This is a genomic window from Halioglobus sp. Uisw_031 (assembly GCF_047729875.1).
GTDB lineage: Bacteria > Pseudomonadota > Gammaproteobacteria > Pseudomonadales > Halieaceae > Marimicrobium.
On record NZ_CP159826.1, the window covers coordinates 2,949,043 to 2,975,201 of the forward strand.

24 protein-coding genes are annotated in these 26,159 nt (G+C 52.4%); 12 read left to right on the plus strand and 12 right to left on the minus strand.

All coding sequences use genetic code 11. The annotated features are described in order from the left end of the window. Positions 1–29: 29 nt before the first annotated feature. Entirely contained in the window at positions 30–818 is a 789-nt protein-coding gene (gene truA / locus ABXT62_RS13320) for a tRNA pseudouridine(38-40) synthase TruA (RefSeq protein ID WP_415355769.1), read from the plus strand. Positions 819–846: 28 nt separating this feature from the next. On the opposite strand, the gene ABXT62_RS13325 is transcribed toward truA, so the two are convergent. Together ABXT62_RS13325 and ABXT62_RS13330 are read right to left on the minus strand one after the other, a co-directional pair. Continuing rightward, positions 847–1,926: a phosphotransferase gene (locus ABXT62_RS13325; RefSeq protein ID WP_415355770.1), complete on the minus strand. Its 1,080-nt coding sequence runs from the start codon at positions 1,924–1,926 to the stop codon at positions 847–849. A 41-nt stretch (positions 1,927–1,967) separates the two neighbouring features. Further along, complete coding sequence (locus tag ABXT62_RS13330) at positions 1,968–2,792, minus strand: coniferyl-alcohol dehydrogenase (RefSeq protein ID WP_415355771.1); 825 nt, start codon at positions 2,790–2,792, stop codon at positions 1,968–1,970. Positions 2,793–3,276: 484 nt separating this feature from the next. On the opposite strand from ABXT62_RS13330, the gene ABXT62_RS13335 reads away from it, so the two are divergent. Continuing rightward, positions 3,277–3,507 carry a hypothetical protein gene (locus ABXT62_RS13335; protein WP_415355772.1) on the plus strand — a complete coding sequence of 77 codons (231 nt, stop codon included), beginning with the start codon at positions 3,277–3,279 and terminating at the stop codon, positions 3,505–3,507. Positions 3,508–3,869: 362 nt separating this feature from the next. Further along, complete coding sequence (locus ABXT62_RS13340; protein WP_415355773.1) at positions 3,870–5,003, plus strand: endonuclease/exonuclease/phosphatase family protein; 1,134 nt, start codon at positions 3,870–3,872, stop codon at positions 5,001–5,003. Here ABXT62_RS13340 and ABXT62_RS13345 read toward each other — a convergent pair. Continuing rightward, on the minus strand, positions 5,000–5,680 hold the full coding sequence (locus tag ABXT62_RS13345; protein WP_415355774.1) for a pseudouridine synthase: 681 nt from the start codon (positions 5,678–5,680) through the stop codon (positions 5,000–5,002). The two genes, ABXT62_RS13340 and ABXT62_RS13345, sit on opposite strands and share 4 nt — an antisense overlap. On the opposite strand from ABXT62_RS13345, the gene ABXT62_RS13350 reads away from it, so the two are divergent. Next, positions 5,615–5,764, plus strand: coding sequence for a hypothetical protein (locus tag ABXT62_RS13350; protein ID WP_415358264.1), 150 nt, complete (start codon positions 5,615–5,617; stop codon positions 5,762–5,764). The two genes, ABXT62_RS13345 and ABXT62_RS13350, sit on opposite strands and share 66 nt — an antisense overlap. 123 nt (positions 5,765–5,887) lie before the next feature. Here the strand turns inward: ABXT62_RS13350 and ABXT62_RS13355 are convergent, their stop codons facing one another. Together ABXT62_RS13355 and ABXT62_RS13360 are read right to left on the minus strand one after the other, a co-directional pair. After that, a complete protein-coding gene (locus ABXT62_RS13355) occupies positions 5,888–6,469 on the minus strand; it encodes an HdeD family acid-resistance protein (RefSeq protein WP_415355775.1) in 582 nt (193 codons plus the stop codon). Positions 6,470–6,584: 115 nt separating this feature from the next. After that, positions 6,585–7,784: a pectin acetylesterase-family hydrolase gene (locus tag ABXT62_RS13360; protein ID WP_415355776.1), complete on the minus strand. Its 1,200-nt coding sequence runs from the start codon at positions 7,782–7,784 to the stop codon at positions 6,585–6,587. A gap of 364 nt (positions 7,785–8,148) precedes the next feature. Between ABXT62_RS13360 and ABXT62_RS13365 the strand changes: the two genes are divergently transcribed. Continuing rightward, positions 8,149–8,982, plus strand: coding sequence for an NAD(P)-dependent oxidoreductase (locus tag ABXT62_RS13365; RefSeq protein ID WP_415355777.1), 834 nt, complete (start codon positions 8,149–8,151; stop codon positions 8,980–8,982). A 177-nt stretch (positions 8,983–9,159) separates the two neighbouring features. After that, on the plus strand, positions 9,160–10,134 hold the full coding sequence (locus ABXT62_RS13370; RefSeq protein ID WP_415355778.1) for a nucleoside hydrolase: 975 nt from the start codon (positions 9,160–9,162) through the stop codon (positions 10,132–10,134). Between the two features lie 36 nt (positions 10,135–10,170). Here the strand turns inward: ABXT62_RS13370 and ABXT62_RS13375 are convergent, their stop codons facing one another. Continuing rightward, positions 10,171–11,001 (minus strand): DUF429 domain-containing protein, encoded by an 831-nt coding sequence (locus ABXT62_RS13375; RefSeq protein WP_415355779.1) that lies wholly within the window; start codon positions 10,999–11,001, stop codon positions 10,171–10,173. Between the two features lie 284 nt (positions 11,002–11,285). Here ABXT62_RS13375 and nei point away from each other — a divergent pair, with 284 nt between their 5' ends. Beyond that, positions 11,286–12,119 (plus strand): endonuclease VIII, encoded by an 834-nt coding sequence (gene nei / locus ABXT62_RS13380; protein ID WP_415355780.1) that lies wholly within the window; start codon positions 11,286–11,288, stop codon positions 12,117–12,119. Between the two features lie 85 nt (positions 12,120–12,204). Next, positions 12,205–12,837 carry a DUF3429 domain-containing protein gene (locus ABXT62_RS13385; protein ID WP_415355781.1) on the plus strand — a complete coding sequence of 211 codons (633 nt, stop codon included), beginning with the start codon at positions 12,205–12,207 and terminating at the stop codon, positions 12,835–12,837. Positions 12,838–12,865: 28 nt separating this feature from the next. On the opposite strand, the gene ABXT62_RS13390 is transcribed toward ABXT62_RS13385, so the two are convergent. Continuing rightward, positions 12,866–13,300: a c-type cytochrome gene (locus ABXT62_RS13390; RefSeq protein WP_415355782.1), complete on the minus strand. Its 435-nt coding sequence runs from the start codon at positions 13,298–13,300 to the stop codon at positions 12,866–12,868. 290 nt (positions 13,301–13,590) lie between these two features. Here ABXT62_RS13390 and ABXT62_RS13395 point away from each other — a divergent pair, with 290 nt between their 5' ends. Together ABXT62_RS13395 and ABXT62_RS13400 are read left to right on the plus strand one after the other, a co-directional pair. After that, positions 13,591–14,559 carry a sterol desaturase family protein gene (locus tag ABXT62_RS13395; protein WP_415355783.1) on the plus strand — a complete coding sequence of 323 codons (969 nt, stop codon included), beginning with the start codon at positions 13,591–13,593 and terminating at the stop codon, positions 14,557–14,559. A 42-nt stretch (positions 14,560–14,601) separates the two neighbouring features. Continuing rightward, positions 14,602–16,110: an alpha-L-fucosidase gene (locus ABXT62_RS13400; RefSeq protein WP_415355784.1), complete on the plus strand. Its 1,509-nt coding sequence runs from the start codon at positions 14,602–14,604 to the stop codon at positions 16,108–16,110. 40 nt (positions 16,111–16,150) lie between these two features. On the opposite strand, the gene ABXT62_RS13405 is transcribed toward ABXT62_RS13400, so the two are convergent. Next, entirely contained in the window at positions 16,151–16,876 is a 726-nt protein-coding gene (locus ABXT62_RS13405; RefSeq protein WP_415355785.1) for a hypothetical protein, read from the minus strand. Positions 16,877–16,896: 20 nt separating this feature from the next. On the opposite strand from ABXT62_RS13405, the gene ABXT62_RS13410 reads away from it, so the two are divergent. Further along, entirely contained in the window at positions 16,897–17,151 is a 255-nt protein-coding gene (locus ABXT62_RS13410; RefSeq protein ID WP_415355786.1) for a hypothetical protein, read from the plus strand. A gap of 141 nt (positions 17,152–17,292) precedes the next feature. Here the strand turns inward: ABXT62_RS13410 and ABXT62_RS13415 are convergent, their stop codons facing one another. Beyond that, positions 17,293–18,543, minus strand: coding sequence for a cellulose binding domain-containing protein (locus ABXT62_RS13415; protein ID WP_415355787.1), 1,251 nt, complete (start codon positions 18,541–18,543; stop codon positions 17,293–17,295). A 310-nt stretch (positions 18,544–18,853) separates the two neighbouring features. Here ABXT62_RS13415 and ABXT62_RS13420 point away from each other — a divergent pair, with 310 nt between their 5' ends. Continuing rightward, positions 18,854–20,755, plus strand: a complete 1,902-nt coding sequence (locus ABXT62_RS13420) for a DUF3604 domain-containing protein (protein WP_415355788.1) — start codon at positions 18,854–18,856, stop codon at positions 20,753–20,755. 151 nt (positions 20,756–20,906) lie between these two features. Here the strand turns inward: ABXT62_RS13420 and ABXT62_RS13425 are convergent, their stop codons facing one another. The 3 genes from ABXT62_RS13425 to ABXT62_RS13435 all read right to left on the minus strand — a co-directional run bounded on the left by ABXT62_RS13425 (position 20,907) and on the right by ABXT62_RS13435 (position 25,968). Then, positions 20,907–21,485 (minus strand): hypothetical protein, encoded by a 579-nt coding sequence (locus ABXT62_RS13425; RefSeq protein WP_415355789.1) that lies wholly within the window; start codon positions 21,483–21,485, stop codon positions 20,907–20,909. A 659-nt stretch (positions 21,486–22,144) separates the two neighbouring features. Further along, positions 22,145–24,157, minus strand: a complete 2,013-nt coding sequence (locus ABXT62_RS13430; protein WP_415355790.1) for a S8 family peptidase — start codon at positions 24,155–24,157, stop codon at positions 22,145–22,147. A 20-nt stretch (positions 24,158–24,177) separates the two neighbouring features. Continuing rightward, positions 24,178–25,968: an EAL domain-containing protein gene (locus ABXT62_RS13435; protein WP_415358216.1), complete on the minus strand. Its 1,791-nt coding sequence runs from the start codon at positions 25,966–25,968 to the stop codon at positions 24,178–24,180. Positions 25,969–26,159: the final 191 nt, after the last annotated feature.

Below are 26,159 nucleotides of genomic sequence, written 5' to 3' on the forward strand. Positions count from 1 at the left end.
CTTGAACCGATGAGACACACAATACGGCTATGTACTATTTTCGAGTAACAATTGCCTACAAGGGAACGCATTATTTTGGCTGGCAAGCACAGTCTGTAGATACCTCGCATGAGGAGAAGGCCACAATAGAAGGCACTATTTTAAACTGCTTAAAAAAGATAGCGAAGCATCGAACATGCACCATTGCAGCCGCCAGTCGCACTGACGGTGGCGTTCACGCACAGGGTCAGATAGCAAAGATTACTCTTCCTATGGAAATCACTCCCGATCACCTGTTATCAGGGCTTAACTCTTTATTGCCTGCCGACATCCGCATCCTAGATTGCGCACCATCAACAAAAAATTATCAGCCTAATAAAGCCAGTGCCAAAAAAGAGTACCACTACTATTTTTCAATTTCACCGGTTGATAATGTGGCGACTTCAGATATTGCGCTGCATTTACCAATGGACGATAACGAGCAAGGTGACGTTGAATTACTGCGCTCCGGTTGTGCTCTTTTTATGGGCCGACATGACTTTTACAACTTTAGTAGTCCCCAGAGCAATGCCGGCACAACCATTAGGCAAATATTTTACTGCGATATTCATAAAGCGAATTTTCTGCCACTGGCAGATAATGTCTATTATCTAAAAATTATCGGTGACGGATTTCTAAAGTACATGATTCGCTATCTCATGGGAGCGTTGCATGAACTCGTCAAAGGGCAGGTGACGCTCGGTGATATTGCGCGCTATCTGCAGGAGCACCAGCAAGACAAATTAAGTCCTAAGGCGAAACCCAAAGGGCTACACCTCATAAGAATTGAAGAGACCTAGGGGCGACACGCTAAATTCACAACAACCTTTACGGCAAAAACTCTGCGGCATTAACGTCCACACAGTGCTGCAAATGGCGCTGAATCAAAGTCAGAAACATGCGGTCACTGCGCTCATCTGCACTACTGAAGCTAGCACCCAAAACGATGATCATCAAACCGTGCATGGAGTATTCTCGGTACTGCTCCCAGCATTCCTGAAAAGGAATCTCCACGCCCTCCTCCCCCAAACTACGATGATATTCTATTATTAAATCATGCTCCCACAGTCGCCTGTCCTCAGCACTAACACTGCCACCCAGGAAATACGCGGCATCTGCTAGCGCCGAGGACTCAGAGACTGTCTGCCAATCGACTGTGGCCGCTTGACCCGAGGTAAAGAGAATATTTTCACTGCGGAAATCACCGTGTATCAGTGTTTTCGGGCCTTGATAGCGAGTCACAAAGTGACAGACATTACCCACATAATGCTCACCAAACGCGATACATTGCGGTGTAAGACCGTGACCAAAGCGGTCTACAAAACCTGACCAGCACTGCTCCATAAGTGACTGAGCAAACGCCCCGCCATCATCCCGCGCTGCGGACACGACATAATCCCGATCTTCCAGACTGGCATCGTCATAAAAGGCCGCGGCCAGTTTGGCCACCTGCCCAAGTGCTAAGGAAGCATGCTCCCGCGACTCACCCAGCAGATTATTTCCCGGCTCTGCGGGCGCCATGTCCTCCATCAGAAGCAAAAAAGACGAGCGATCATCACTGAGTTCGCTGCCATAGATCTTTGGCGTACGCATCGAAGTACTCGCCGCAAGCTCGCGATAAAACATCACTTCATTGTAGTAAGCCCCGTGGGCACCCGCCATCGCTCGCGCATGTTCGTCTGCGGCTGGAAACTTAGCGATTAACGTATCCGGCGCGCGGCCATGTTCAGTCTCTTGGTCTCCCTCATAACACAGCGTAAACCGTGCATTGTCACCCATCTTGCCCGTACCAATGATTTTCTGCTGGGCAGACACCACCCGCCCGTCACCCAGAGCACCACTGGCTTTCAGATACTTCGTTAACTGCTCTGCGCTCAGCGCATCGGGCGTTATGGAGAATTCAGGCATTTTTTATCAGCTCGCAACGGGGTAAAAGTAACGTACAGAATCTACTGAGAGATACTTAATAGATCGTCTCTTTGGCCCATATACACCTCAGCGCAAAAGCCGAAATCTACAGGCAGGTTATTACCACTGACAAAACTGGCCAACTTGCTATTCAGCAGAACCAATGGCTCTCCCATTTCAGCGCCGGTGGCATAGCGGCCATTTGAGGGCAAAAAAAGATCAACCAACTCATCTGGCATTTTCCCTTCGCCTTTTAGCTTATCCATAAATCCACTGGCCGTTGGGGAAGGCGCGATACAATTAATACGGATGCTCTTTTGTGCCAGCGCTTTTGCTTGGGTCATCGTGTACACAATGATCGACTGCTTAGAGAATCCGTACGCATCTGCACAGGCCTCAGGGTTTTTCTCAAACCAAGCATTGGCTGATTCAAAACTATTATCCAGCTGCAAAAATGTCTTCACATTCTCTAAATTGCCTTTCCAGGCCATACCTGCGGTTGAGGCAATCGAGGCAATCGCGCCACCCTCGGCGATGCGTGGAAGCAGTGCTTCGGTCAGGTAGCGCAGCCCCACAAAATTAATGAGCAGCGTGTCCCTATTTGAAAAGGGGGGGCAAGGAACGCCTGCGCAATTGAACAGCGCATAAATTTCTTGGGGAATTGCTTGCGCGGCTGCGTCTATCGAGGCTGGATCTTTCATATCGACTTTGATGGCACTCGCCACCGAAACCGTAACCGGTGCGATATCTAGCGCTATAACCTGTGCGCCTAAATCCACAAGCAGTTGAGCAGCAGCCTGCCCCATACCCGAGGCCGCGCCGGTAATGACCACTGTCTTGCCTGAATAACCCAATATATCGTCCAAAAAACTATCCTCTTTCTATTTATTTTGCACTGACCTCGCCGGCAAATGCGTTCATAAGCACTAAGCGTCTAAGAGTGTAACAGGTCGCAGACTAATAGCCGCAAATCGTGCTGGCCTCCGAAAATGATCAAACCGACGGTCTATTCTTATATCCGATTTAGCGCTTCAGATCAAAGCCGTGGGGATTCTATTTGCAGGCAGACTGAACTATCAGCCTACTATAGAGAAGAGCACAGCTTGATTTTGGATCATAGCCTCTCGCTAGTTGATGCGTGGGTGTCAGCATTCAAAGGAGCCAACAGAACAGCCGCCACAGAAGGCAACCACCAAAGCGCTACAGATACCAGAGGGATGAATTGATGAGCGTCCAGAGACGTTCTATCTAGCGTTCGTTCGCGCGCTCCATCACCTTGGCACAAGCCGCTATCGTCGCTACACTGCGGGACACAAGCGAACATCAAAAGCATCAAAAGGAGATAGTCCCATGTATATCAACGAGGCTGCACAGCAGTTTATAGACTCGCACAAGCCTGAAAAGATTGATGTTGATCGTATCAAGCAAAACTATACGAGAGTGGAGGGTTACTTAGCGTCATTAGCGCAGCGGACCGAAGACAAAGAGGGCTACTATGTCGAAATCAGTGGCGTGGACTCAATCACCGGCCAGCCGATCAGAGTACAGTGGAAGCCGATGAGCGATAAAATGAGGGCGTAAAGCCTCTGCTGGCTCACGTTTATGTGTCTCTCAGGAAGAGCGTCAAACGGCTCCTAAGGTCTGGCGACGTACAATCACCCGCCAATAAAAACCCGTATTAGGGGGGCTTGAGAAGACTCGGGCTTTACGCAGCTTACTCAGGCCTAGTAGGAACAGCATTGAAAGAGAGGTCGGCATGGGTTTCTGTGGGTTGCCGCCTGGAAACGACCAGAAAAGATTGGCAAGTGGAAAAAAGCAGCGACGACAGCTATGATCAAGACACCGCTGACCGCCTTTGGCGTAAAATCCAGTCGTGGCTTGCCGGAGGCATATAAGAAGGCGGCGCGGGGAAGACCACTGCATCCTGAGAGCGGCCGTATCTAATGAAAGCCACTACGTGTTTATCCATTATTCTGCTACCCGTCATCATCGCGCTGGGTGGCTGCGATAACAATGGTAGTCACGCGACATCGAATACTTCTGTCACACTGGTCAATCTAAATTTGCTGCACGGTTTTGATTGCGATTCACCAGACACTGACACACAGCAGTGTCGAATTCGCGAGCGTATTGCTTTGCTAGCGGAGCATTTGATCGCAGAGGGATGTCCTGACCTTGTCACCCTGCAAGAGGTGATTAACAGCGACTTCGCGCCGACCTCTCAAGGTCAGCCAGTAGAATCCATACTAGCGCTTATAGTAGCGGAATTGCCCAACCTAGCAGCCGCTTGCGGGTTCGATTACCGGATAGTCTATGAGCCACTTTTAGCGGTGGCTATTTCCGAGATAGACGAGGAACTCATCCTAAGCCGTTACCCGGTCTTACAGACAGGCACCCGGATATTGTATGGCCCATTATATAATGAAGTGACTGGCGCTCTGATCTTCGCTCGACATGTACTGCACGCTCGAATTGACCATCCGTCCGGTGAGGTGGATGTCTACAACACTCACCTCGCCTCCGGCTCCGATTTTGCAACCAACGTCTGCGATGAGGATTACTGTCCCATTGAATGCAACAAGGGCGATACCGTGCGCGCTTGTCAGGCAGAGCAACTCATTCTTTATGTCGAACAAACCCGAGGCTCGCAGAACTTGGCACTTATTGCTGGAGATTTCAACGCGGTACCAAATAGCACCGAATATCTGGCTATGACAAATCATGGCTGGCTGGATAGTCATTTAGCCGCCGGTGAGGCTGAATGCAATTCCACCACAGGCATCGGATGTACTTCTGGTCGCAGTAGCCGTCTGGACGCGATTGAAAGCCCCGCGCTTAATGTGAGAAGTCGTATCGACTACATTTTTTTCGCACTACCGCCGGACAATAATGTCTGCAACAGTTCAAGACAGAGTGGAGAACAGCAGACAATAGAGGGCGCCTACGCGATAGAGAGTGCCGGCTTATTTGCCGGCGAGCCAAACCCTTTCAATAAGATCTGTGGAAGCGCGCCAAGTCCTCTGTGCTGGATCTCAAACCACAGCGGCAATCAAGTCAGACTCCTCTGTAGCCGCTAGATTTCTGCGCTAACAGCGGACTTAATCACTTTTTTGCTGGAAATCAACCCAACTTCAGCAACCGTTAGGTCGCGGCTCTGTCCAGCGAGCAGCTGTTGGTCTAGCTGTAACGCCCCGACCGCAATGCGGTGAATACTCAACACCTTATTATCGAAGTGACCAAACATGCGTTTGAGCTGATGATAGCGGCCTTCCACTAACCCGACTTCCGCAGAGTAATCGCTGAGAATAGTGAGCTCAGCCGGGCGTGTGGTAATGTCCTCATAGGCAAAGTACATACCCCGCTGAAACTCGCTAACGTACTCTGGCGTGAGTGGATTTTCCACAGTGACCCGATAGCGCTTCAGTAATTTTCTTGCTGGCTGGCTGATACTCTGCGACCACTGACCGTCGTTAGTCAGCAACATCAGCCCGGTGGCATTAAAATCCAACCGACCGACGATATGCAGCTCTGCCCGATAGTCCTCGGTTAACAAATCGATCACAGTAGTGTGCTGGGTATCCACGGTGGCACTCACCACACCGGCTGGCTTATTGAGCATGAGATAACGGCGAGACCTGTTCTGACTAATTTTTCCATCGACACTAACGTGCGAAAATGCAGTGATAATGTGTCCTACATCGCTGGCGCGTTCACCATCAATTTCGACGCGGCCCTGCGCCAACAGCAGGCGCACGTCTTTGCGTTTGATACCGACACGTTTACTGAGATAGCGATCGAGGCGAGTAATGAGTTGCTCCCTGAGGAGTGCGGCGCTTGACGCAAAGAAGATATGTTAAAACGACTGCTGTACGTTATCACCTTCACCGCGCGCGTCCCTTTAACGGGAGGCTCGCCACGGGCTATATACGAGCACGAGACGAGCCGGTAAACGCGGTACGGCTTAAGACGCTGTTGCGGCGTCTTTGGCGGTATAATTCTTTGCTGCTAGCGCGATCATGATTTGCGACCAGCCAGCAAACAATATTTCTATTGCAACAAAAAGGCCAATCACCCATAAGCCGGACTGCGGCCACTCGTTTATAATCATAACGCCTAACACCACGCTTAAAGCGCCGCCCAACAGAGTCCAAAGCCAGCCAGCAGCGCCGCGCATTTGTAGCGCCATCACCAGGCGCAGTACGCCGATTACAATGAGGGTCCAGGCGATGAGTAAGGCAAGGGTCATGCCTGCTATCACCGGTTCAGTGACCGCGATAATGCCACCGACAATATAAACCAATGCAATCAGCACATGCCACACGCGTCCTTTCCACGCCTCGGCGCGAAAGGCCTGCATCAGCTGCACTCCGCTGCCAAATAACAGCAAAAAACCAAAGTACATTACGACGGTTTCGTTGAACAAGACGGTCATACCGAGACCAATGACGCCAAGAATCACCATCACGATACCCAAAGACAACATCCAAGCCCAGTGTTTCTTCAGTTCGCCGAACACTTCATCGTTGATATTGGCAGAGTCCATTTTTCTAGTCCTGTCAGGTGAATTTGCAGAGACTATACCCTAAATGGCAGAAAAGTTGTCCCCAGTGCCGCGCGATTCGACAATGCGTCGCAAGGCACCGCAATCACCCACCAATCTATTCATCTCTTATTGGTGCACCTGATACCGATTCCCAGTTCTCGAGCGGTTCATTAATCATGGCATCAACCCAATCATAAAGCGTTACCCCTTCTACACTGAGGGACAAGTCTCCCCCAAGAAAGGTATGACTGCCGCCGTCAGCGATAAAGCTGCGCACCCTTTGCTCATTTGCTGTCTCGACATCTGCCACTGTCGAACGCAATAGGCCCTCAAAAACAGAGGGGTCGAGACCGAGAAAGAAGGTACCTATTGTTGAATCTTGCGCGTAACTGAACATACCCATCCTGATGTTAGTATCCTGCTTCAGCTGCCAGTTGAGCAAGGTTGTTGGAGAGCCCTCCGGCATAACGTTCGGCACGCTGGCAGGGAAAAAATCCTCGATATTCCAGTATTCCACAACGGCCTGATTGAACACGGGATCGTTTGGTCTAGTGATGCCAATCCCGGAATCATTGAGTACATCAATCGGCACACCCGGGTAGGCTTGACTGACGAGAGGCAGCGCAAAAAGGGCACCGTATGCGCCGCCACTCACACCCGCCAAAATGACACGGCTCGGCGCTGGAAAAACGCCCATAGCCACATCAAGTGACGCTGTCAGATTGTGTAAACCGCGGTGATACAGATCAATGTTACCGTCATCGTTGCTATCGTAGTCAGCGTCGCTGGCATGCAGACCGCCGTCGCAATAGGGTACGTAGACCGCGCTCGTTCCAGCCAGTGGACTTTTAGAGGGATCCGGTGAGAGTAGACCATTAATGGGAATAGGCAATTGTCCTGCAGCGCTGCTACTTGCAGCACACAGACCGCCGGAATTTGGAAACCAACAAGCACCGCCTCCCTGCAAAAAGATCAATAGGTCGTCTGAACCACTGTTCCTGGTAGCCATTGTATAAGGCTCACCATAGAGGCAAAGCGGACCTTCACCGACGCCAAAGGTATATTCAATAGAGTCTCCGACCTGCGCAGTGGTGCTGGGTGAATACACACCCATATAGCGCGTGACGCCTTGGTCAATCAACTCTTGGAATGGCGCCGCAGCGGGCGGCGGGCCATCATTGTTATCATTATTGCTGCCGCTGGAGCAGGCGGCCAGTACCAGTGCGAAGCCGACAGCCAAAACGCCTTGAAAGGTGCTAGAAAGCTTCTTTAGTATAACGACCGCAGAGGTCGTGGTGATATTAGGAATCTTCATTTTATAATATCCGAACTGTTGAATTATTTTTACGTCTGTTAGCGCGCAGCGGTTTTTTCTATAATCTACAGGTGTCGATTTTTATCCACCCTGACAGTATATTTTTTTTCACAAGCCAAGGCCAGTCTACCTGACACTCAGAGGGCAAAGGAGGCTGATAGTTCCATCACACTTGCGTCAAGGGGATGTGTTGGGTGACTCGATAGATGCCGAGACCTAGATATTGGTACTCGCACAGTCACTCAAAAAGACGACTCATGCCGCATCACACGGCACCTCAGATGACAAAAAAAATAGAGGATCTGGCCTTCCAAAAGTGACTTCTGCTACAGTGCGTCTCTCATCAAAGGGCATGCACAGAATAATGTTAGAAGTACAAATGTTGGCGCGCCATTTTGCACAGTGCTGCGGGTCGATGCACTATTGGCGGTGGCTATTACGAACGCTGAGTATACTCCTCTGTGCCAGTCTGATGCTTGCGTGCACAGCACAGCCAACACGCGAAGACCTAGCGCACTCAGTTCCCCAGACGGAGTCTTCCCAACACCACACAGTGGCACTGCTGGGCGCTACTGGCATGGTGGGCGGGTATCTACTGGAGGCCGCATTGGGCCGCGGTTACACCGTGCGGGCACTGGCGCGCAATCCGGCCAAACTCGCCCGGTTTAGTGGCCGCATCACCATCATCACAGGTGATGCTCGCGACCCCGCCGTGATCCGCAAACTGCTACACGGCAGTGATGCCGTTATCAGTGCATTGGGGCCGGTAAAAGCGGATGGTGATGCTTCACGCTTTATCAATACGACGGTGACTCGCAATGTGCTGGAGGCGATGCCAGCGGAAGATATTTCCCTCTATATCGCAGTATCTGGCGCAGCGGTCGTGATGCCTGGTGATAACCGCAATCTACTGGGCTGGTGGATACGAACACTGGCGCAAATTGGTCTGCGCAGCGCACTGCAGGACAAGCAGGCAGAGTATGCCCTACTGGCAGACAGTGACGCTGACTGGATCTTGGTGCGCTGTCCGCTGATAGATCCCGAACCGTTTGATTCGCCACCGCTGGTATCGCTCAAAACACCGCCGGCTTTTCGCGTGCGCGCTGGTGAACTGGCGCAGTTTATGATGCAACAGTTAGACACTCGCGACTTTGTTCGACAAGGTCCTTTTCTCGGAAGTCGCGAGCCGGACTTCTAACACCCAGTAGGAGCCAAGTCATTTACTTTGCCTGTTCGCGCACTGAAAGGGGCGTCTTGGAATTCTCTGGATATTTCCTTCGGTCTTGCAAGGTGTAACGGCTAATTAACATTGGCGCACAGCGACAACACGTTTAATATGGTAGTTCCGATAGTGTGTTCTAAAGGCTAAAAAATCATGCGAATCATCATTGATACAGACCCCGCGATGGGGACACTTGGCGGCGATCCAGAGGATAGTTTTGCCATTATGTTGGCACTCAATTCTCCGGAGGTCACTGTTGAGGGCATTACCGTCGTACAGGGCAATGTTCCAGCGGAAAAGGGCTACTCCAACGCGCACCACCTTCTCAGCTTGTTGGGACGCCAGGATGTGCCGCTGCGAAGAGGGTGTCTGAGGCCGATGAATGCGCAAAGAACTACTCAGATAACGTTTCTCGAACAGCGCTATGCCACCGAGCAAATCACCCCAATGCTGGAACCGAAAGGTGCAGACGCCGATGCGGTTTCATTTCTGATCGATACCGTACTGTCCTGCCCCGGCGAAATTACTCTGGTGACCATCGGACCCCTCACCAATGTCGCAACAGCCATCCAGCAAGCCCCCGAGTTTGCCTCTGCACTAAAGAATATTGTCATGATGGGCGGCACCGCCGAATGTGCAGGCAATATAGCGCCGGCGGCGGAGTTCAATTACTGGCAGGACCCAGACGCCGCAGACATTGTCTTTCGGTCAGGTGCTGACCTGACCATGGTAGGTCTCGATGTGTGTCATCAAACCCATCTGTACCCCTCACAGGTTGAGGAATGTGCCAGCCATGGCACGCCACTAGGGGAGTTTGTACAGGCGTCCTCGGCGCCCTGGTTTCAGATCATGGGGGGAGCCTCCGGATCGGGCTCTTTGCACCTGTATGACAGTCTTGCGATGGCGGTAGCTATGGATACGAGCCTAGTCACGCTGGAGGACTCGTACGTAGAAATGGAGGTGGGGGCTGGCCCAGCGCAGGGAATGAGTGTTTCCTACCACAAACCCTTTCAACGCATGATCTTTAATCGTCCAGACATTAACGCCAAGGTTGCCTTAGAGGTTGAAGTGGACAGGTTTACTCAATTATTCCGTGACCGAGTGCTGGGACTGATGGCCGGAGAGTAAAGTGCGGGGCAAGGGGCTTGCATCGTGCCCGTTAGCTCACTGCAGCGGTTCTTGTTTTTTTGATAGAGGGTCCGCAATCCACCCTTCCAGCGCATCAGATCCCTCTGGCGCGCCGTAGTTGCTGGTCCGCTGCGTCCATGACCATGCGGCCTGCACCGCGCACAGAAGCGCATCAAGACTATCTCCGGAAGGGTCTTCAGCCAGGTGCAATGGTGCAGCCACCTCAAGGCCATAAGCCGCTTTCAGTGCGCCGCCTGATAGTCCCTGCAAAATTTGCAGTCTGGCATCACGCAGCGCTGCAGTTTGCTTCTTTTTGGTATCATTCTTATAACTTTTCCTGCCAATAATATAGCGCGCCAAGACACCAGGATAGGCCTCCACGGCAATGCGTTGCGGGTCTCCCTGCTGTAACTCAGGAACGGTCACCCCGGCCGCTATCAGTCGAGGGGCTCCCTCAAAGAACATTTTGGCCACGGGAACACCGTACAATTTTTGTGGACTGATGGAGCCGGCACGTTTGTCTGTTTCACGACGATGCTCCTTGTCGCCAACCGCTCTGCCCACTCGATAGTCATTCAGCGCGTCCACGAAGCCGACCCGACCGAGACTCGCTGCATGGGATACATAACCATGCCAACTCTCAGGCCAGCCCGCGGTGTCAATAAATCGCCGCGCCTGCCCGAAGGGAAAATCCATACCGGCAATCCATGGCCCTGGCTGACGCAGCATCGCCTCATACCCCTCAAAGTTCGGCCAGCGCATCAACGTGCCAACCGACAGGGAGGAATCCACAAGCGTACATTCAAGGCAGGTGATCGGCTTCCTTGATGATGGACTACTGGTAAAATCAATTCCGTATACCTTCATAACACTGCGTTTGAATTCCTGCTAAAAAGTAAAACGTTGCCTGAGACAGGCAATCTGCGTGATCCCACCCCAGCCAATCTGCGTATGTTGTGATAACCCTTTATCATTATCATGCAGCAGATAGTTATACTGGGCAACCGTGCTGTTCCACCGTAGACACGTCGTGCCTCAATGACATCGGATATAAAAGATAACGTGCTACCGCCTGCTAAAGAGACTGCATTGCAGTCACAGCGCAGCCCTCACCAACGTGTGACGATACATCGCCAACAGGAAAATACACTATGCCCGAGGGACCAGAAATTCGCCGTGCTGCCGACGAGATCGCCGCCGTGCTAGAGGGCAGCACAGTAGACACAGTGAAGTTTGGCGTCCCACGCCTGCGTCGCTACTCAGCGCAACTGCGCGGCCATCAAGTTATTAACATCGAAACCCGTGGCAAAGCGCTGCTGACACACTTCGAGCACGGCTACAGTATCTACTCTCACAATCAGCTTTATGGCGTTTGGCGAGTGATCCGCGGACATAAGCTGCCTAAGTCGAGCCGGTCTATGCGGTTGCTGCTCCAAACGTCAACGCACAGCGCAATTCTCTACAGCGCATCAGACATCAGCGTGTGGCCCACTGCCGAACTGATGGCTCACCCATTCCTCGCAAAAATTGGTCCCGACATTATGGACCTCTCGCTAACCTGGCGTGATATCGCACAGCGCTTACGCGAGCCAGATTTTGTCCGCAAGGAGCTTGCTGCGCTATACCTGGACCAAAAGTTTCTCGCCGGCAATGGTAACTACCTGCGCTCTGAGATATTGCACGATGCGCGCCTGCATCCAAGAGCTCGTCCCGGCGAGCTGTCGCGCGGCGACATTGGCCGACTGGCACGCAGCACCCTGACATTGAGTCGGCGCAGTTATGAAACCGGCGGCATCACACTCGCGCCCCGCCTTTCCAATGCACTAAAAGCCCAAGGGCTGAGCCGCAACTGGCGTCGGTTTTATGTCTTCGGTCGCGCAGATTACCCGTGTTATCACTGCGGGCACAGTATCGAGCGCCATGAAATTGGCAGCCGACGCCTGTATCACTGCCCCGATTGCCAGCCACCGGGACACACGCGATAGCGCAGGGTGCGCTAAGATATCATCCGATGTTCGGTGATGTCCGTAATCACTATCACCGCTTACCGAAATAATGGAATCGTGCCCAATGGCTGTCGATCACAAAAAAATACGGCACCTTTTGGGTGAAAAGGAGGAGTCCACCGACCATGGCCTCGGGGCCAAATCACTGCGACGAGCACTCTCTGGTGATGTTCCCAAAACGCTGACGCCTTATGAATGGGAACAGTGGTACGCAGACCACGGCGTTCCAGAAGGCCATCTCGCGCCAGAAGAACAACAACAGACCCCACCGATACTCGATAAGACATCGATATATGCCACTTGGCTAGGACGGGCAGGCTTGCTGCCTTTCCTAGGCCTGCTACTAGCGCTGTATATCGACACTCAAAACCAGTCCCTATGGGCAAACGCCTTGGCCACCTATACGTTGGTCATTATCTGCTTTCTGGTGGGTGCGTGGTGGGGCACGGCCCTGACTCAGCGCAACCCAACAACGCTGCTTCTCAGTAACGGCATCGCCTTGGTCGCATTTTTTGGTCAGGTGCTGCTATCAACAGCCGGCTTTTTCCTGCTCGGTGCCTTTGTGTTCACTGCAACGCTTGTTATCGAGAGACGCCGTGCTCTGATTCAAACGCAACCGCTTTACTACGCGCGCCTAAGGTTGCAACTGACACTGGTCGCAAGCACCTCGCTGGTGCTTGCCGCCATGCTAATGTAATGCAGTATGCTACGTTTCAATAAGCCGCTTAAAAGGTCGCTACGTACGCAGAGATATTTTCCATGTCGCTGTCGCTCAATTGCGCCGATTGGCTCCACATAAGCGCGCTCTGCGGGCCCAATGTCTCGCCATTCCCGTAGCGCTGCAGCTTATCTAAAATAACATCGGCACTCTGACCGGCCAACTGAGGACCAACACCGCCTCCGCCATTGGGCCCATGGCAGGCAACACATCCGGCGTAAATACCCTTGCCCAGCTCCGCGGGCGAAGCCTCTGCCTTCGCCGCTGCCTGCGCCTGTGCGATCGCCACGACGCCGCCGTTCGACTCCTCATACTCCTTATAGCAATCACCATAACAAGAACTAACGGACGCTGCGTCCCGGCCGTTGTGCTGCATAGCCCAGACCGACAGACTGAATGCGAACACGGTAAATAAAACAATGTTGATGGTGGGGGTATTCACTTTACATACTCCAAGCTATTGAACTGATTATACGTCGGCTGATGCGCAGCGGTTCTGTCCGCATTGAATAAAAAACGCGTTCGTAATGATCGCTATTATAACAGCGGTGCGGGCGTCATGTTAGTGTTCCCCAGCTGAAACCGATGCACGTGAGACTAAAGGGAAGGAGAGCCCTAACCACACTCTCAAAATGGCGGAAAGATACGATAATTGACGACTGTCACGCAATAACTCAAACTGTGTCTTAAGAACATACGATAGGCATTATGCTGTCGCATAAGAAAAACCTAATGGAAGAGCCTTCATTGACTGCAGACCACACTCCAGCGCAAGCGCCATTGATATTCCAGTGGGGGATATTTCCGATTGTCATGGGACTGTCCGTGTTGTGCTCATGGTGGTTGATGGCCGGCGGCATGGCTCCTCCATTGGCGATCCTTGGCCCCCAGTTTGCAGCTTTCGCCATTGTCGCCACATTTGAGCATGTGTATCCCTACCATGTCAGCTGGAACAAAAGCCGTTCAGACGTTAGTGTGGATGCACGCCACGCAGTTGGTATTGGCATTTTGATCGTTGTCATTACACCTCCGATGATTGCCATTGGAGTGGCTATGGGCGGGTGGCTCTCGGATCGATTTGGCGTAGGACTGTGGCCGACCGAATGGCCACTGCTGGCGCAAATTGCGCTGGTGCTCATTGTCGGCGAGCTGCCGGGCTACTGGGTACACCGATGGGAGCACGAGAAGCAAGCACTGTGGCGCTTCCACGCCGTACACCACAGCGCACCGCGGCTCTACTGGCTTAACGCCGGACGCTTTCATCCCATCGATTCCTTATTGACGTTCGCACCCGCCTACCTTTTACTGGTGATTCTGGGCTGCGGTGAAGTAATGCTGGCTTACTTTGGAATGATAGCGGCCGTTCACGGGATTTTTCAACACGCCAATGTGCAACTGCGCCTGGGACCTCTAAACTGGATTTTCAGCATGGCAGAGTTGCACCGCTGGCATCATTCCAAAACCATCGTTGAAGCGAATCACAACTATGGACAAACCATCAGTATTTGGGATTGGGTCTTCGGCACGCGGTTTCTACCCTCAGATCGCAGCCCTCCGGAGGAGATTGGAATTGCCGACCTTCCAGCGTTTCCTATGACGTGGTGGGGACAGATTCTCTCGCCCTTTCGATGGCGACAGATCAAGGAAGCGAGCATGACTCAAAGTGCAGTCCCCGAAAGCGCTGACCCTGTCAGCGACTGAAAATCGCAGGCCCCAGTAAAGGACAAGCGGGAGGTTAAGGCTATGCTGTCCGGTTCTCGAATCACCACGGTTCGCCGCCTAACGCTTGTCATCGTTTTACTGGCAATCAGCGCCTGCACCGATCCTGTGGCCGAAAGTACGCTGCAGCGTTCACGCGATATACCCAAGTGGTATGACGACGCAAAGCTGGGCATCTTCATCCATTGGGGCCCGGCATCGGTTCCCGCGTTTGCTTTTGGCCCACCGCTGCGCCCCGGCGAGCTAGAGGACATTCTATTTTACGATTCCCCGCGCGAGGAAATGCCCTACGCTGAGTGGTATCTCAATGCCATGAACTATCCGGGCAGCGAGACAGCACGCCATCATGCCGCCACCTATGGTGATGCGCCCTACTCTGACTTTCAACCGACGTTTGAACGGCGTGTGAATCAGGGTTGGGACCCGGACACCTGGGCTGATTTATTTTCCAGGGCGGGCGCAAAATATGTCGTACTCGTCACCAAACACCATGACGGTTACACCCTGTGGCCCAGTGCAGCAACCAACCCCCATCGCCAAAACTGGGGATCAACACGCGACATGGTCGGCGAACTGGCGGAGGCCGTGCGCGCCCGCGGCATGCGTTTTGGCACCTACTATTCCACCGGGCTAGATTGGTCTTTCCAAATGGTGACAGACGGCGACATGATCCGCGATATTCTGTTGAGCGCACCGGGCAATCAGGCCTATGCCGATTATACGTATGAGCACATGGTGGAGTTGATCGACCGCTATCAGCCGGACCTTTTGTGGGCAGACATTGGATATCCGTCAAAAGGGCGTCAGGGCGAGCTCTTCGACTACTACTTCACGCAGGTCCCTGATGGCACCGTCAACGATCGCTGGGGAGCCGTAGACGTCCTTGGGCAGATTGCCCGCATTCCCGGTGCCACCTGGGTGTTAAAAGCACTGGGGCGACTGCTGCTGACCTCAGAGTCCGACCCACTAGTGGATGATCCGGCACGATTCGGCTACAAGACTGCTGAGTACGACAGTCTCCCGGGGACACCTGCATTTAAATGGGAATCCACGCGTGGACTGGGCGGTTCTTTCGCGTTTAACGCCGCTGAAACTGCCGCAGATATGCTCACGCCCGCTGACCTGGTGGATTATCTGGTGGACACCGTCGCTAAAAATGGCAACGTATTGATCAATGTTGGCCCCGATAGCTATGGTTACATTCCTGACATCCAACAGGCTCCCCTACTCGGCCTGGGTGAGTGGCTGAGCATCAACGGTGAGGCCATCTATGCAACGCGACCTTGGAGTCGATTTAAGAACTTACGCGGCCGAGAGTTACGCTATACCCAAAGTGACACGGCCTTGTATGCGATTGTGATTGGCGCGGTGGAGCAGAGTTTCACTATCGAGCAACCGGGCATCACCTCAAGCAGCATTGAGGTGTTGGGTGCAGAGGTTGTCCGCACGCAAGACCATGACGGACTACTGACCTTAACCCTCAGCAAACCATTGATGAGCCCTGCCGCAGTGGTGCGCTTTAACGTGCCGTAAGCGACAGGCCCTAGCATTGTCTACGTATTTGTAGGGGTGCTCAGGGCTGTGCCCGTGTATATTCACTGAAGTTGAAAATCACAAGCGCATCAAAGCTCTTGAAAAAGCCCATCTTGCCCACGGTATGAGATTCCAGTTTGCGCAGCAAATTTTCGCCCTGTTCTTCCTCAAAAGACAGCCCTAATCGGAAAGTGTCCAGCGTAACCGAAAATGCGGGAGACAGCTTCGCAGTATTGAGAATTTCAATCTCCGTAATGTGTTGGGTTGCCGAATCCAGCAGTAACGTGCCACGCAATTGATCGCGAGAATCCTCTAGCATCTTCACCCTGGGCACGAACGAAAACTTTGTATATCCATCGCTGGCCTCAATCAGATCCAGCGTTTCCATGTCAACCATATACCCATAACCTGCTGCATCGGGGTCAATGTCATTGATGCGTTTCACTTCTTTGTCATGAAATTCATCCAGCCGCTGACTATCCGGCGCTACACCGTCCACCGTGAGCAACTGTCTTCTTTCGTAGGTATCGCGTCGTGGATCACTGTAAATCATCTGCAGCTCGTCTTCCTCAAGCACTTCCATAGTGAAATACCAGTCTTCGTCGAGGTTTGCTGCATCCAGGTTTTCCAGCGCAGCTTTCACAATAGGTGCCCAGTCTGATGTTCCAGCGAGGGAATTTTCCTGCCACAACAGACCGGAGACGACTGTTACCACAACACAGTATCGAGACAGTACCCGCAAGTAACCCATCACTGTGCTGCGCATGCCGATCTACTACAGCCCCGGTGTCGGGACGCTATCGCATTACCGAACATTGTATTGACGTTATTGACACCTCGGGTACGATTTTTTCCAACATGGGGGGGTCAATTGACCCCAACAAGCCTGCAGGGAAAACACTTTGGCAGGGTGGGATGACATACCTCGACGGTATCACTTGCAATGCATTATCCCACGCCTGCTGGGCACTCTCGCGTGATGGCATCAACAATCTCCTTGCCGGCGTCCTCGAATGCTACAAGACACTGGGACCACAATGACAGTTAGTACGGAATTTCACCTGCCGCCAGTATAAGACATTGAGAGCAGATCGCGAACGGTTTAGGTTCAGCGATCACATCACCTGAGAAAATCTACCCTAGGCGCCCTGCTTTGCGCCAGCGGCAGCCGCCCCAGGGCTGTTAGCACCCAGCTGGCAGCGGGATGTCTGAGTTCTCAAACGGCGGGCCGGAGAGATCGTCCAAGTGATTTCCTAGTGGGTCACCGAGCACCACCATACTCTGGAAATATTCCAGCACACGGGCTTGCGATACTTCGAGCGCCGGCCACTGCGGCCAGTCCCAGGTGTCATTCATGAACGGCTGCATCTGATCATGACTCAGAACCGTGAGATGATTCACGTCATGGGCAATCGCCACATTTTCAATCGACAACCAACCATGCGCGCGATCGTGCATCCACCCGCCGTAGTGCGGCTCCATTTTGAGGGTGTTGTTGAACGTCTCGGCGTGGCCATTCTCCGTGAGGTACTCAGCAAAACCTTCGTGACCATAGGCAACCACCATGGCCATCACGTCCTCTAAGACGCCCAATCTCGCCGTTCGTTCGATATCGGCAACAACCTGAGGATCAAAGCTATCATCGGCCATCCATCCGACCTTAGCGCCCTGCATCGCATACCAAAGGCCGACGCCCATCTGATCAGTGCCCCAGGCCTGCGTATTATTCGTCAGGTTGTTGGCAAAAGCCCACGCGCCAACCTCATCGAGCGTTGCTGGCGCAAGTCCAGCGAATGCCCGTAGATTATTGTAAGCGAGCAGTGCTTCCGTCGTAATCGCGGTCCTTCCACCGACAAGGCCCGTATGATCCGTATGATCACTGCCATAGGTAAGACCAAAGGTTGCCAAATCGATGAAGTCGCCTGCCATATCCGAATGCGGATGATCCTCCATGGGCATACCCGGATCGTGCGCAGGTGGCGCCTCTGGCTCCTGTGTCCGGTCGAGACAGAAACCGAAGGTCGTTGAAGCGTCGGGTTCTAGCGTTCGATTCCACTCGTCACCCACCACACGCCAGGAGTGCGACATCGCACCACCATCGTCGTCCGAGTGCGTCCAGTAGCTTATCTCAGAATTCCAATAGCTGGTGACATAGCCGGGCAGATCCACGCTGACATCCCACAGACTACTGACGGAACCATTATTTGTTACGACGCCCTCTCCACAGGCGCCTGAACCCCAGTCGTCGAGGAGGTCCACCGAGACAGAGAATGTTGTTGCAGAGCCGGTGGGCTCACTAGCGGCCGCAGAGGGCCCAGCCCAGACGATAAGCGTCAATGCAGCGCAAACACTCGCTTGAATGAAGTCGGGCCGACCTCCTCGTCTTGCTGCCCACTCCGTACCCTTGTCAGTCTTCTCATGTTCAGATCGCATCGCGTTCTCCTCGATATTGAACCGTCACGACTTTGCAGCGGTTCGATTCAATTCCTGTTATGCCCGTGGATGGGCTGGTCGGCGCTATCGCAACATCAGGGTGATTACGCCTTCTCACTTAACAAAGTCCTACAGTCCCTATTGCCTAGACAACGTTCTCGGTCATTGGTTCAAAAAAATATTGCTTGCACTTAATGACATCAGAAATCTGATTAATCGGCCTGGAATTTTGTCGTCAAGCGATCGTCAAGGGTCAACATGATGGCGTATTACAGCGTGTTTCTTCATACTGCATGCATACGACTAGGCCTTGAGTGACGTCACTATGCAAAGCATTATTATTGTCCCACTAGCATTAGGGTTCACCTTCATCGCCTTTGGAGCGGGCGCAGTTGAAAAACAGCTGCTATGGGGTGACACCCACCTCCACACTGCATATTCTTCAGACGCCTACACCAACAACAATCTTACTGCAGGCCCTGAGACCGCCTATCGCTATGCTCGCGGCATGCCGGTTATACACCCGTACCACAAGGCGCGGGTGCAGATTGGCACGCCACTGGACTTTCTTGTCGTCACAGACCACGCTGAATTCCTCGGTGAGATTCGCAACATCCACATGAATGGCGTAGACACCTCCGGTCTGGGTCCTATTGATAAGATCAAAGCGTGGGTTGCTGCTTTCATTTTGAATCGCGCTATCGATAGTGGCGACGGAAGAGAATTGTTTGTCCGCGTGTTGCCCGATCCAGACCTGACGCCTCTGCAGGACGCTGAGCAAAGTGGTCTAGAAAACAGTGATCTGAGTTTTCTGCCCATGCCAAAGCAGGTTGAAGTTGACACCTGGCGTACCATTACCGACACCGCTGACGAATACAACGAGCCCGGCGAGTTCAGCGCTTTAATCGGCTGGGAGTGGAGCTCAATACCCGGCGGTGCCAATCTGCACCGTGTGGTCATTACGGACAGCGATGCACCCACGGCGCAGTTGTATGACCCTTTCGGCCTCGACGACAGTCCCTATCCGGAAGACCTATGGAGCTGGCTGGAAAAGACCAGTGCAGAAACTAATGCACGGTTCACCGCCATTCCACACAACTCGAATATCTCAAAAGGCTACATGTTTTCAGGCAACAGCTTGCGCGGTAAACCTTTTAGCAAGGACTATGTCGCGCTGCGCAGCAAATGGGAACGTATTGCAGAAATCACACAAATAAAAGGCGATTCGGAGACTCACTCTAAGTTTTCTCCGGAAGATGCGTTCGCTGATTTTGAAATTTATCCTTACTACATTCAACGTCGATGGACTGAGTACAATCCTCAGCGTGGAGATTTCGTCAGAGAAGCGTTAAAGCAGGGACTTGAGATGGAAGCCAATCTAGGACAGAACCCCTACAGGCTGGGAGTGATTGGCTCCACAGATTCGCACACTGCCCTGTCTTCTGCAGAGGAGGACAATTTTCACGGCAAGTTGGCCACTGACTCCATCCCAGCAAACAAAACTTCGAACTTTAACGATGACGGCCCCGGATCCTCAGGCTGGGCAATGTCCGCGTCCGGTATGGCCGCAGTCTGGGCAGAGAGCAACACACGTTCTGATATTATGGACGCGCTGGAACGCAGAGAGGTCTATGCCACGACGGGGCCGCGTATCGCCGTGCAATTTTACGGTGGCCCCGACTTTACCGAGGCAGACCTTGAAAACGCAGACCTGCACACGCTCGCAACTGCACGCGGCGTGCCCATGGGTGGCGAACTGCATCAAACTAAGACGCCAACTTTTCTTGTCCTGGCCACAAAAGATCCTGAAGGAGCGAATCTTGACCGCATTCAAATGGTGAAAGGCTGGCTGGATGCCGATGGGCAATCTCAGGAAAAAATATTTAATCTCGCCTGGTCAGATGAACGTCCATTAAACGCTGACGGTAGCTTGTCGGATGTGGGTAATTCGGTGAACCTGAAAACCGGCAAAGTGGACAATCGTATTGGCGCAGCGCAACTCGCGGCAGCCTGGGCAGACCCTCAATTTGATCCAGACCAATCTGCGTTTTACTACGTCAGGGTGCTACAGATTCCTACTGCTCGTCATTCCCTGCTGGATGCAATTGCTCTGGGCATGGATCATGCGACAGATCAACCGGACACCATTCAGGAGCGCGCCTATACCTCCTCAATCTGGTACCAGCCATTGAACACTGTCAGTAAAAATTGATGACACGACCGGCGTAGGACGCCGTCGCAGTAAAAAAACCCGTGATACTTATAAACGAGTCTGGAGCATCGCTTTGCAGCGCAATTGAGACTCAATATAGACGAGAATATCGATGGCCTCGTATTCCTATTAGAAGATAAATATTGGTGTGTTAGATAAGGAGCAAGTTGCAGAAGGATAAAGAACCTGCCCCCGGGACGTTGTTAAAAACGCCCCATGAAGCAGTTGTTTGATCGAAATAAGAGGGAGTCGGTCCTGTTTTATCGACGGCCCCAACGGTTTCCGGCTTGCTCAGAAACATCTCGACGGCCCCAACGGTTTCCGGCTTGCTCAGAAACATCTCGACGGCCCCAACGGTTTCCGGCTTGCTCAGAAACATCTCGGCGGCCCCAACGGTTTCCGGCTTGCTCAGAAACATCTCGACGGCCCCAACGGTTTCCGGCTTGCTCAGAAACATCTCGACGGCCCCAACGGTTTCCAGCTTGCTCAGAAACATCTCGACGGCCCCAACGGTTTCCAGCTTGCTCAGAAACATCTCGACGGCCCCAACGGTTTCCGGCTTGCTCAGAAACATCTCGACGGCCCCAACGGTTTCCGGCTTGCTCAGAAACATCCCGACGGCCCCAACGGTTTCCGGCTTGCTCAGAAACATCTCGACGGCCCCAACGGTTTCCGGCTTGCTCAGAAACATCTCGACGGCCCCAACGGTTTCCGGCTTGCTCAGAAACATCTCGACGGCCCCAACGGTTTCCGGCTTGCTCAGCGGTATTATCAACCGTCTGGTTAAGGTTTACAGAACCGTTTGATTTTCCCCATTTATAACCACTGGTAGGCTCATCTGAATCAGCCCAAATGACTTTACTGTCATTCGATACTGCCTTCTCGGCCCACTTGTTACCAGAGTACGACACAGGTGCCGTATAGCGTGCATCAGCAGCTAGAGCATGGCTCACTCGATGCACCAAATTACCGGAATGATCTGTTGCTTGCACAGTGTCTGCGACACTTAAAGAGGGCGCCAACAGCGCTAAAGCAACACTTGCCGCCCCAACATATCCAATAGTTTTTATGTTCATAATTTGTACCCGCCTTTTCAATTACTGAACCCATTTTGATATTTAGTTCTCTAATCAACCCCCCTAGTGGGGACCTGCTTAGTACAATGCTCTACAGGAGCAGATATAGTTATACGATTTAGGGCAGAGGAAATGAAGGCGCCTATATGCCCCCTTTGGGGTATGTGATGAGCGCGATGAATAAGCACCCTGCTGAGCGGATAAAATGAGGCTATGCGGGGTAAAACGATGGTTGAATGGTAATTCGCAGCCGCTGCTGGGGCTAGCCTACCATTAACCCTATAGGGTTAATGGTGCTGTTAGCACGCTCATGCTAGGGAGAAGAAGGACTATCAGGTAGAGCGTCGCGGGCCAGATTATCGATGACAGCCTTTTCCTGCAGATATAGCTTCTGCCAATCAAAGGGCATCGCATTCGGGTGAGCCGAATCAACAGTCGCTGCCGACCGCTGCTCAATATGCTCTTTTACGCCCCATCTACGGGTCGCACTCAGGCCCTTTTCACTGAGTTCAGAAGAAACCCTATTCCTGAGCTCGGGCAAACTGGGGCTTCCATCCTCCTCAATAATAGTAGGCCCATAGAAATGGTCGTCATCCCCTGTATCAACCACCAAGTCGAAGCCAGCGCCGCCACAGTCAGTGTGGCCGAAAAGCAATGCTCTGGTGGCCGTCACGTAACCGTAACCCTGTTGGAACGGGCTATAGGCGAGCAAGCCATCCCGGTTTATCGCGGGCTCAGCGCTGGTAATAAGCTTGCACTTGATGTCATCCGGAGTGAGACTCGGCTCCAATTGCAGAAGTAGTGCGAGAATCCCCGACACGAGTGCACTGGCCTGCGAGGAACCCGTTAAGACGAACTCTCCAGTCCTGAGCATATCCTCAGGCTGCCCCAGGGCCATAGCCGACTCAGGGCGAATAAGACCCGTCATGTGCCCACCCAGAGCGACAATATCGGGCTTAACATGCCCGCTGGGCGTAGGGCCACGTGAAGAGAAGTCTGGTATATAGTCATCATCGCGGGTATTCGGAGTCCAGGAATCCGTGACCGCTCCCACTGTAATGATATCGGGAATATTTCCCGGTGATCCAATGGTCTCCACGCCGGGGCCCTCATTTCCAGCCGCCGCCACTACTGCAATACCTGACTCCCACGCCTTTATTACCGCCTGGTTGACGGGGTCTTCCCAGTACGGCCATCTGGGAGTTTGGGCAAACGAAAGGTTAAGAATCCGAATGGCGTATTTTTCGCGGTTGTCAACGACCCACTGGATTGCACGGACAATCTCCAACACATGAGCCAGCCCCTCACGGTCCAGCACCTTCACCGCCACCAGGTTGGCATCAGGCGCCACCCCCTTATAGGAGCCCGTAGGACGACCATTGTGTTTCGTTTTCCCGCTGTGCGCGATGATGCTCGACATATGCGTCCCATGGCCACTCTCGTCAACCACTTCAGAATCTAAAGTATCTGTCAGCGCGTCATATCGGGCGAGCACCCTATTTCTGCCGGTCGTGTCGTTAACCAGCGCATCATGTTCCCATAACCCAGAATCCACCACCGCCACGGTGACGCCCTTGCCGGTAATTCCCTGACGGTGCAGGGCATCCACCCCCGCCGCGCTGTTGTAATAAAAGTCTTCATGGTTGTTCACGTAACCTGGCACCAGATCAGTAGCGCAACCTTCTGCGAAAATAGCCTTGAGAGTAAAATCGCGTTGGCGCAAAGGTGACTGCACTGTTTTGGGTGTTGCCCGCTCAAAGCTCACCGTCAGCTTGTCTAGATCCTTCAACTGCGGCCTGTGGGAAGCGGGAAAGTCTATTACCAATGTGCCTAATGCCGCCGCATCATAGAGCGCTGGAGCAACAGTGGTATCCGCTATAGCAATCTTCGTTACGTGTCCCAGTGTCGCAGGCCAAGTCAGTTCGAGTCTCTCCATTGAAGCGGGTGAGGTTTGCTTATTATAAAGGCGCCACTGTATGCCACTAGGGGTGAAGTCAAGTTCGATATGACCCCGTATCTTGCAGGTCTCTATTTCCTGTGGAGTCTCTATCGGTTCTTCTACCGACGAGAGATCATCTATGTGACGTGTGACCAGCGGAGATTTCAGTATTTCCTGCAGCTGCTTGCGGTCAAGTTTGGCGCCAACTGCATTAATGATAGGGAGATCGTGAGTGACCGTTCCGCCCTCCTCTTCTACCAATGCAGCGAGGCCAACAGATGACGGGCCCTGCAACATGACATACAGAACATCCGAGTCAGCGGCCAATGCAGGAGTGCAGAAAAGCAAGAAACTCAGGAGTGTTATCGTGTACTGAAAGGACTTCATCCGTGTCGAATTGCCCCGAATTAACTGTCCATGCTTTTTTGGATTTCTGCAGAAAAGTTTGTTTGCAGCATGTTGGGCACGTCTTCAGGATAGATCGGGCGGGCGAAATAAAAACCCTGTAATAGGTCACACCCTTTCCCCACTAGATAAGCCAACTGACTTTCCCTCTCTATGCCTTCTGCTATCACTCGTAGGTTGAGCGCTTTTGCGAGCCCCAAAATAGCGTCAACGATCGCAGCCCCATCGGATGTATTCAAATCATTAACAAAGCTATGATCGATCTTGAGTGTGTCTATCGGAAAGCGCTTAAGGTAGCTAAGGGATGAATAGCCTGTGCCGAAGTCATCAACTGCAAGGTCTACACCAAGAGACTTTAATGCGCGTAACTTGGCGATATTGGTCTCTGCATCATTCATAATGGCACTTTCTGTGAGCTCAAGCTCTAGACGATCGGGTGACAAACCAGATTTAACAAGAAAGTCCGCTATCCAATCAGACAGGTTCCCATGGTTAAACTGCAGGGGGGAGATATTCACACAAACACGGTGTGCACTAAGGCCGAGCGTATCCCAGTATAGGCAGTGTCTGGCGACCTCCTCCATGACCCATTCACCCAGCTCGATTATTTGCCCCGTACTCTCGGCTATCGGAATGAACTCGTCTGGAGATACCATGCCGCGCTTAGGATGCTTCCAGCGGACTAGCGCCTCCATGCTAACCACGTCACCGGTTATGGAATTTACCTGAGGCTGGTAACGCAGCTCTAGTTCTGAATTACGCAGCGCGTCGCGTAATTCTTCTTCCATTTTTAGTTTCTCGACCGCCTTGGCGTTCATCTCTTCATTATAAAATCGATAACAAGCTCGGCCTTCTGCCTTGGCAAAATACATGGCAGTATCCGCATTTCGAATCAGGATATCTGGATCTTTACCATCTTGAGGGTATAGCGCAATTCCAATGCTGGGCGTCACCACTGGGTTATGTGACTGCAGGGGTATTGGCTGCGAGAGACAATCGAGGATACGCTTGGCGACCTTCTCGATATCAGCCATGTTATCCACGTCTGATAAAACAACTGTAAATTCATCGCCACCCAATCTGGAAATTTCAGCAGCACCGGACTCTTTCTCATCCACTGCGTTGCTTTCAGAAAAATAATTAATAGAATCCTCTTCACGCAATTCCATCGTGAGTCTTTTCGCTATTTCCACCAACAAACTATCTCCACGGGCGTGGCCGATCGAATCATTAATACGCTTAAAGTGATCTAAATCGATAAAAAGCAGTGCCGCTATGGTCTTGCGTCGTTGACTGCGTTTGAGAAGCCGGGCCAATTGCTCATTGAAGCTTCGTCTATTAGGAAGACTTGTGAGGGGGTCATAGTAAGCGAGGTGCCGGAGTCGATCTTCCTGTCGCTTCAGCGAGTTAAACGCATCGCTGGCACGGAGCATATACTGAACATCACGCCCCAATAACGACCAGTTGACCGGCTTTGTTTTATACTGAGTGGCCCCAGCGTCAAACCCCTTGTCTATAGACTCCCGATCTTCCGAGCCCGTAACAATCATAATAGGAATGGTTTTACCCTGAGGCAATTCTCGGATGCGCTGACAAGCCTCAAGGCCCGTCATGCCTGGCATCTCTACATCCATGAATACTAGATCCGGCCTTTCAACAACGAAAACATCTATCGCCTCAAAACCATTGGAGGCTTCAACAACGACCATGTCCTCCGCTTCGAGACACTGGCGTGTCAGCAGGCGAACATTCTGATCATCGTCAACAACAAGAATTTTGGCTTGATGGCGTATAGGACCTGTACTCTAAATTGACTGGGGGAAATGATTCTTGTGATTCTAGCTCTAGGCTATCACTAGTAGGGACTCTCTACTAGTGTGAATAAGGGCTTGAAGGCGGTCGCCTTAGAAACTGCAAAACGGTGTGCCCCTCAACAGGGTGGGTTTTTAGGTGGTAGTGAGTCGAAAGAGGTTTTTAACGACAA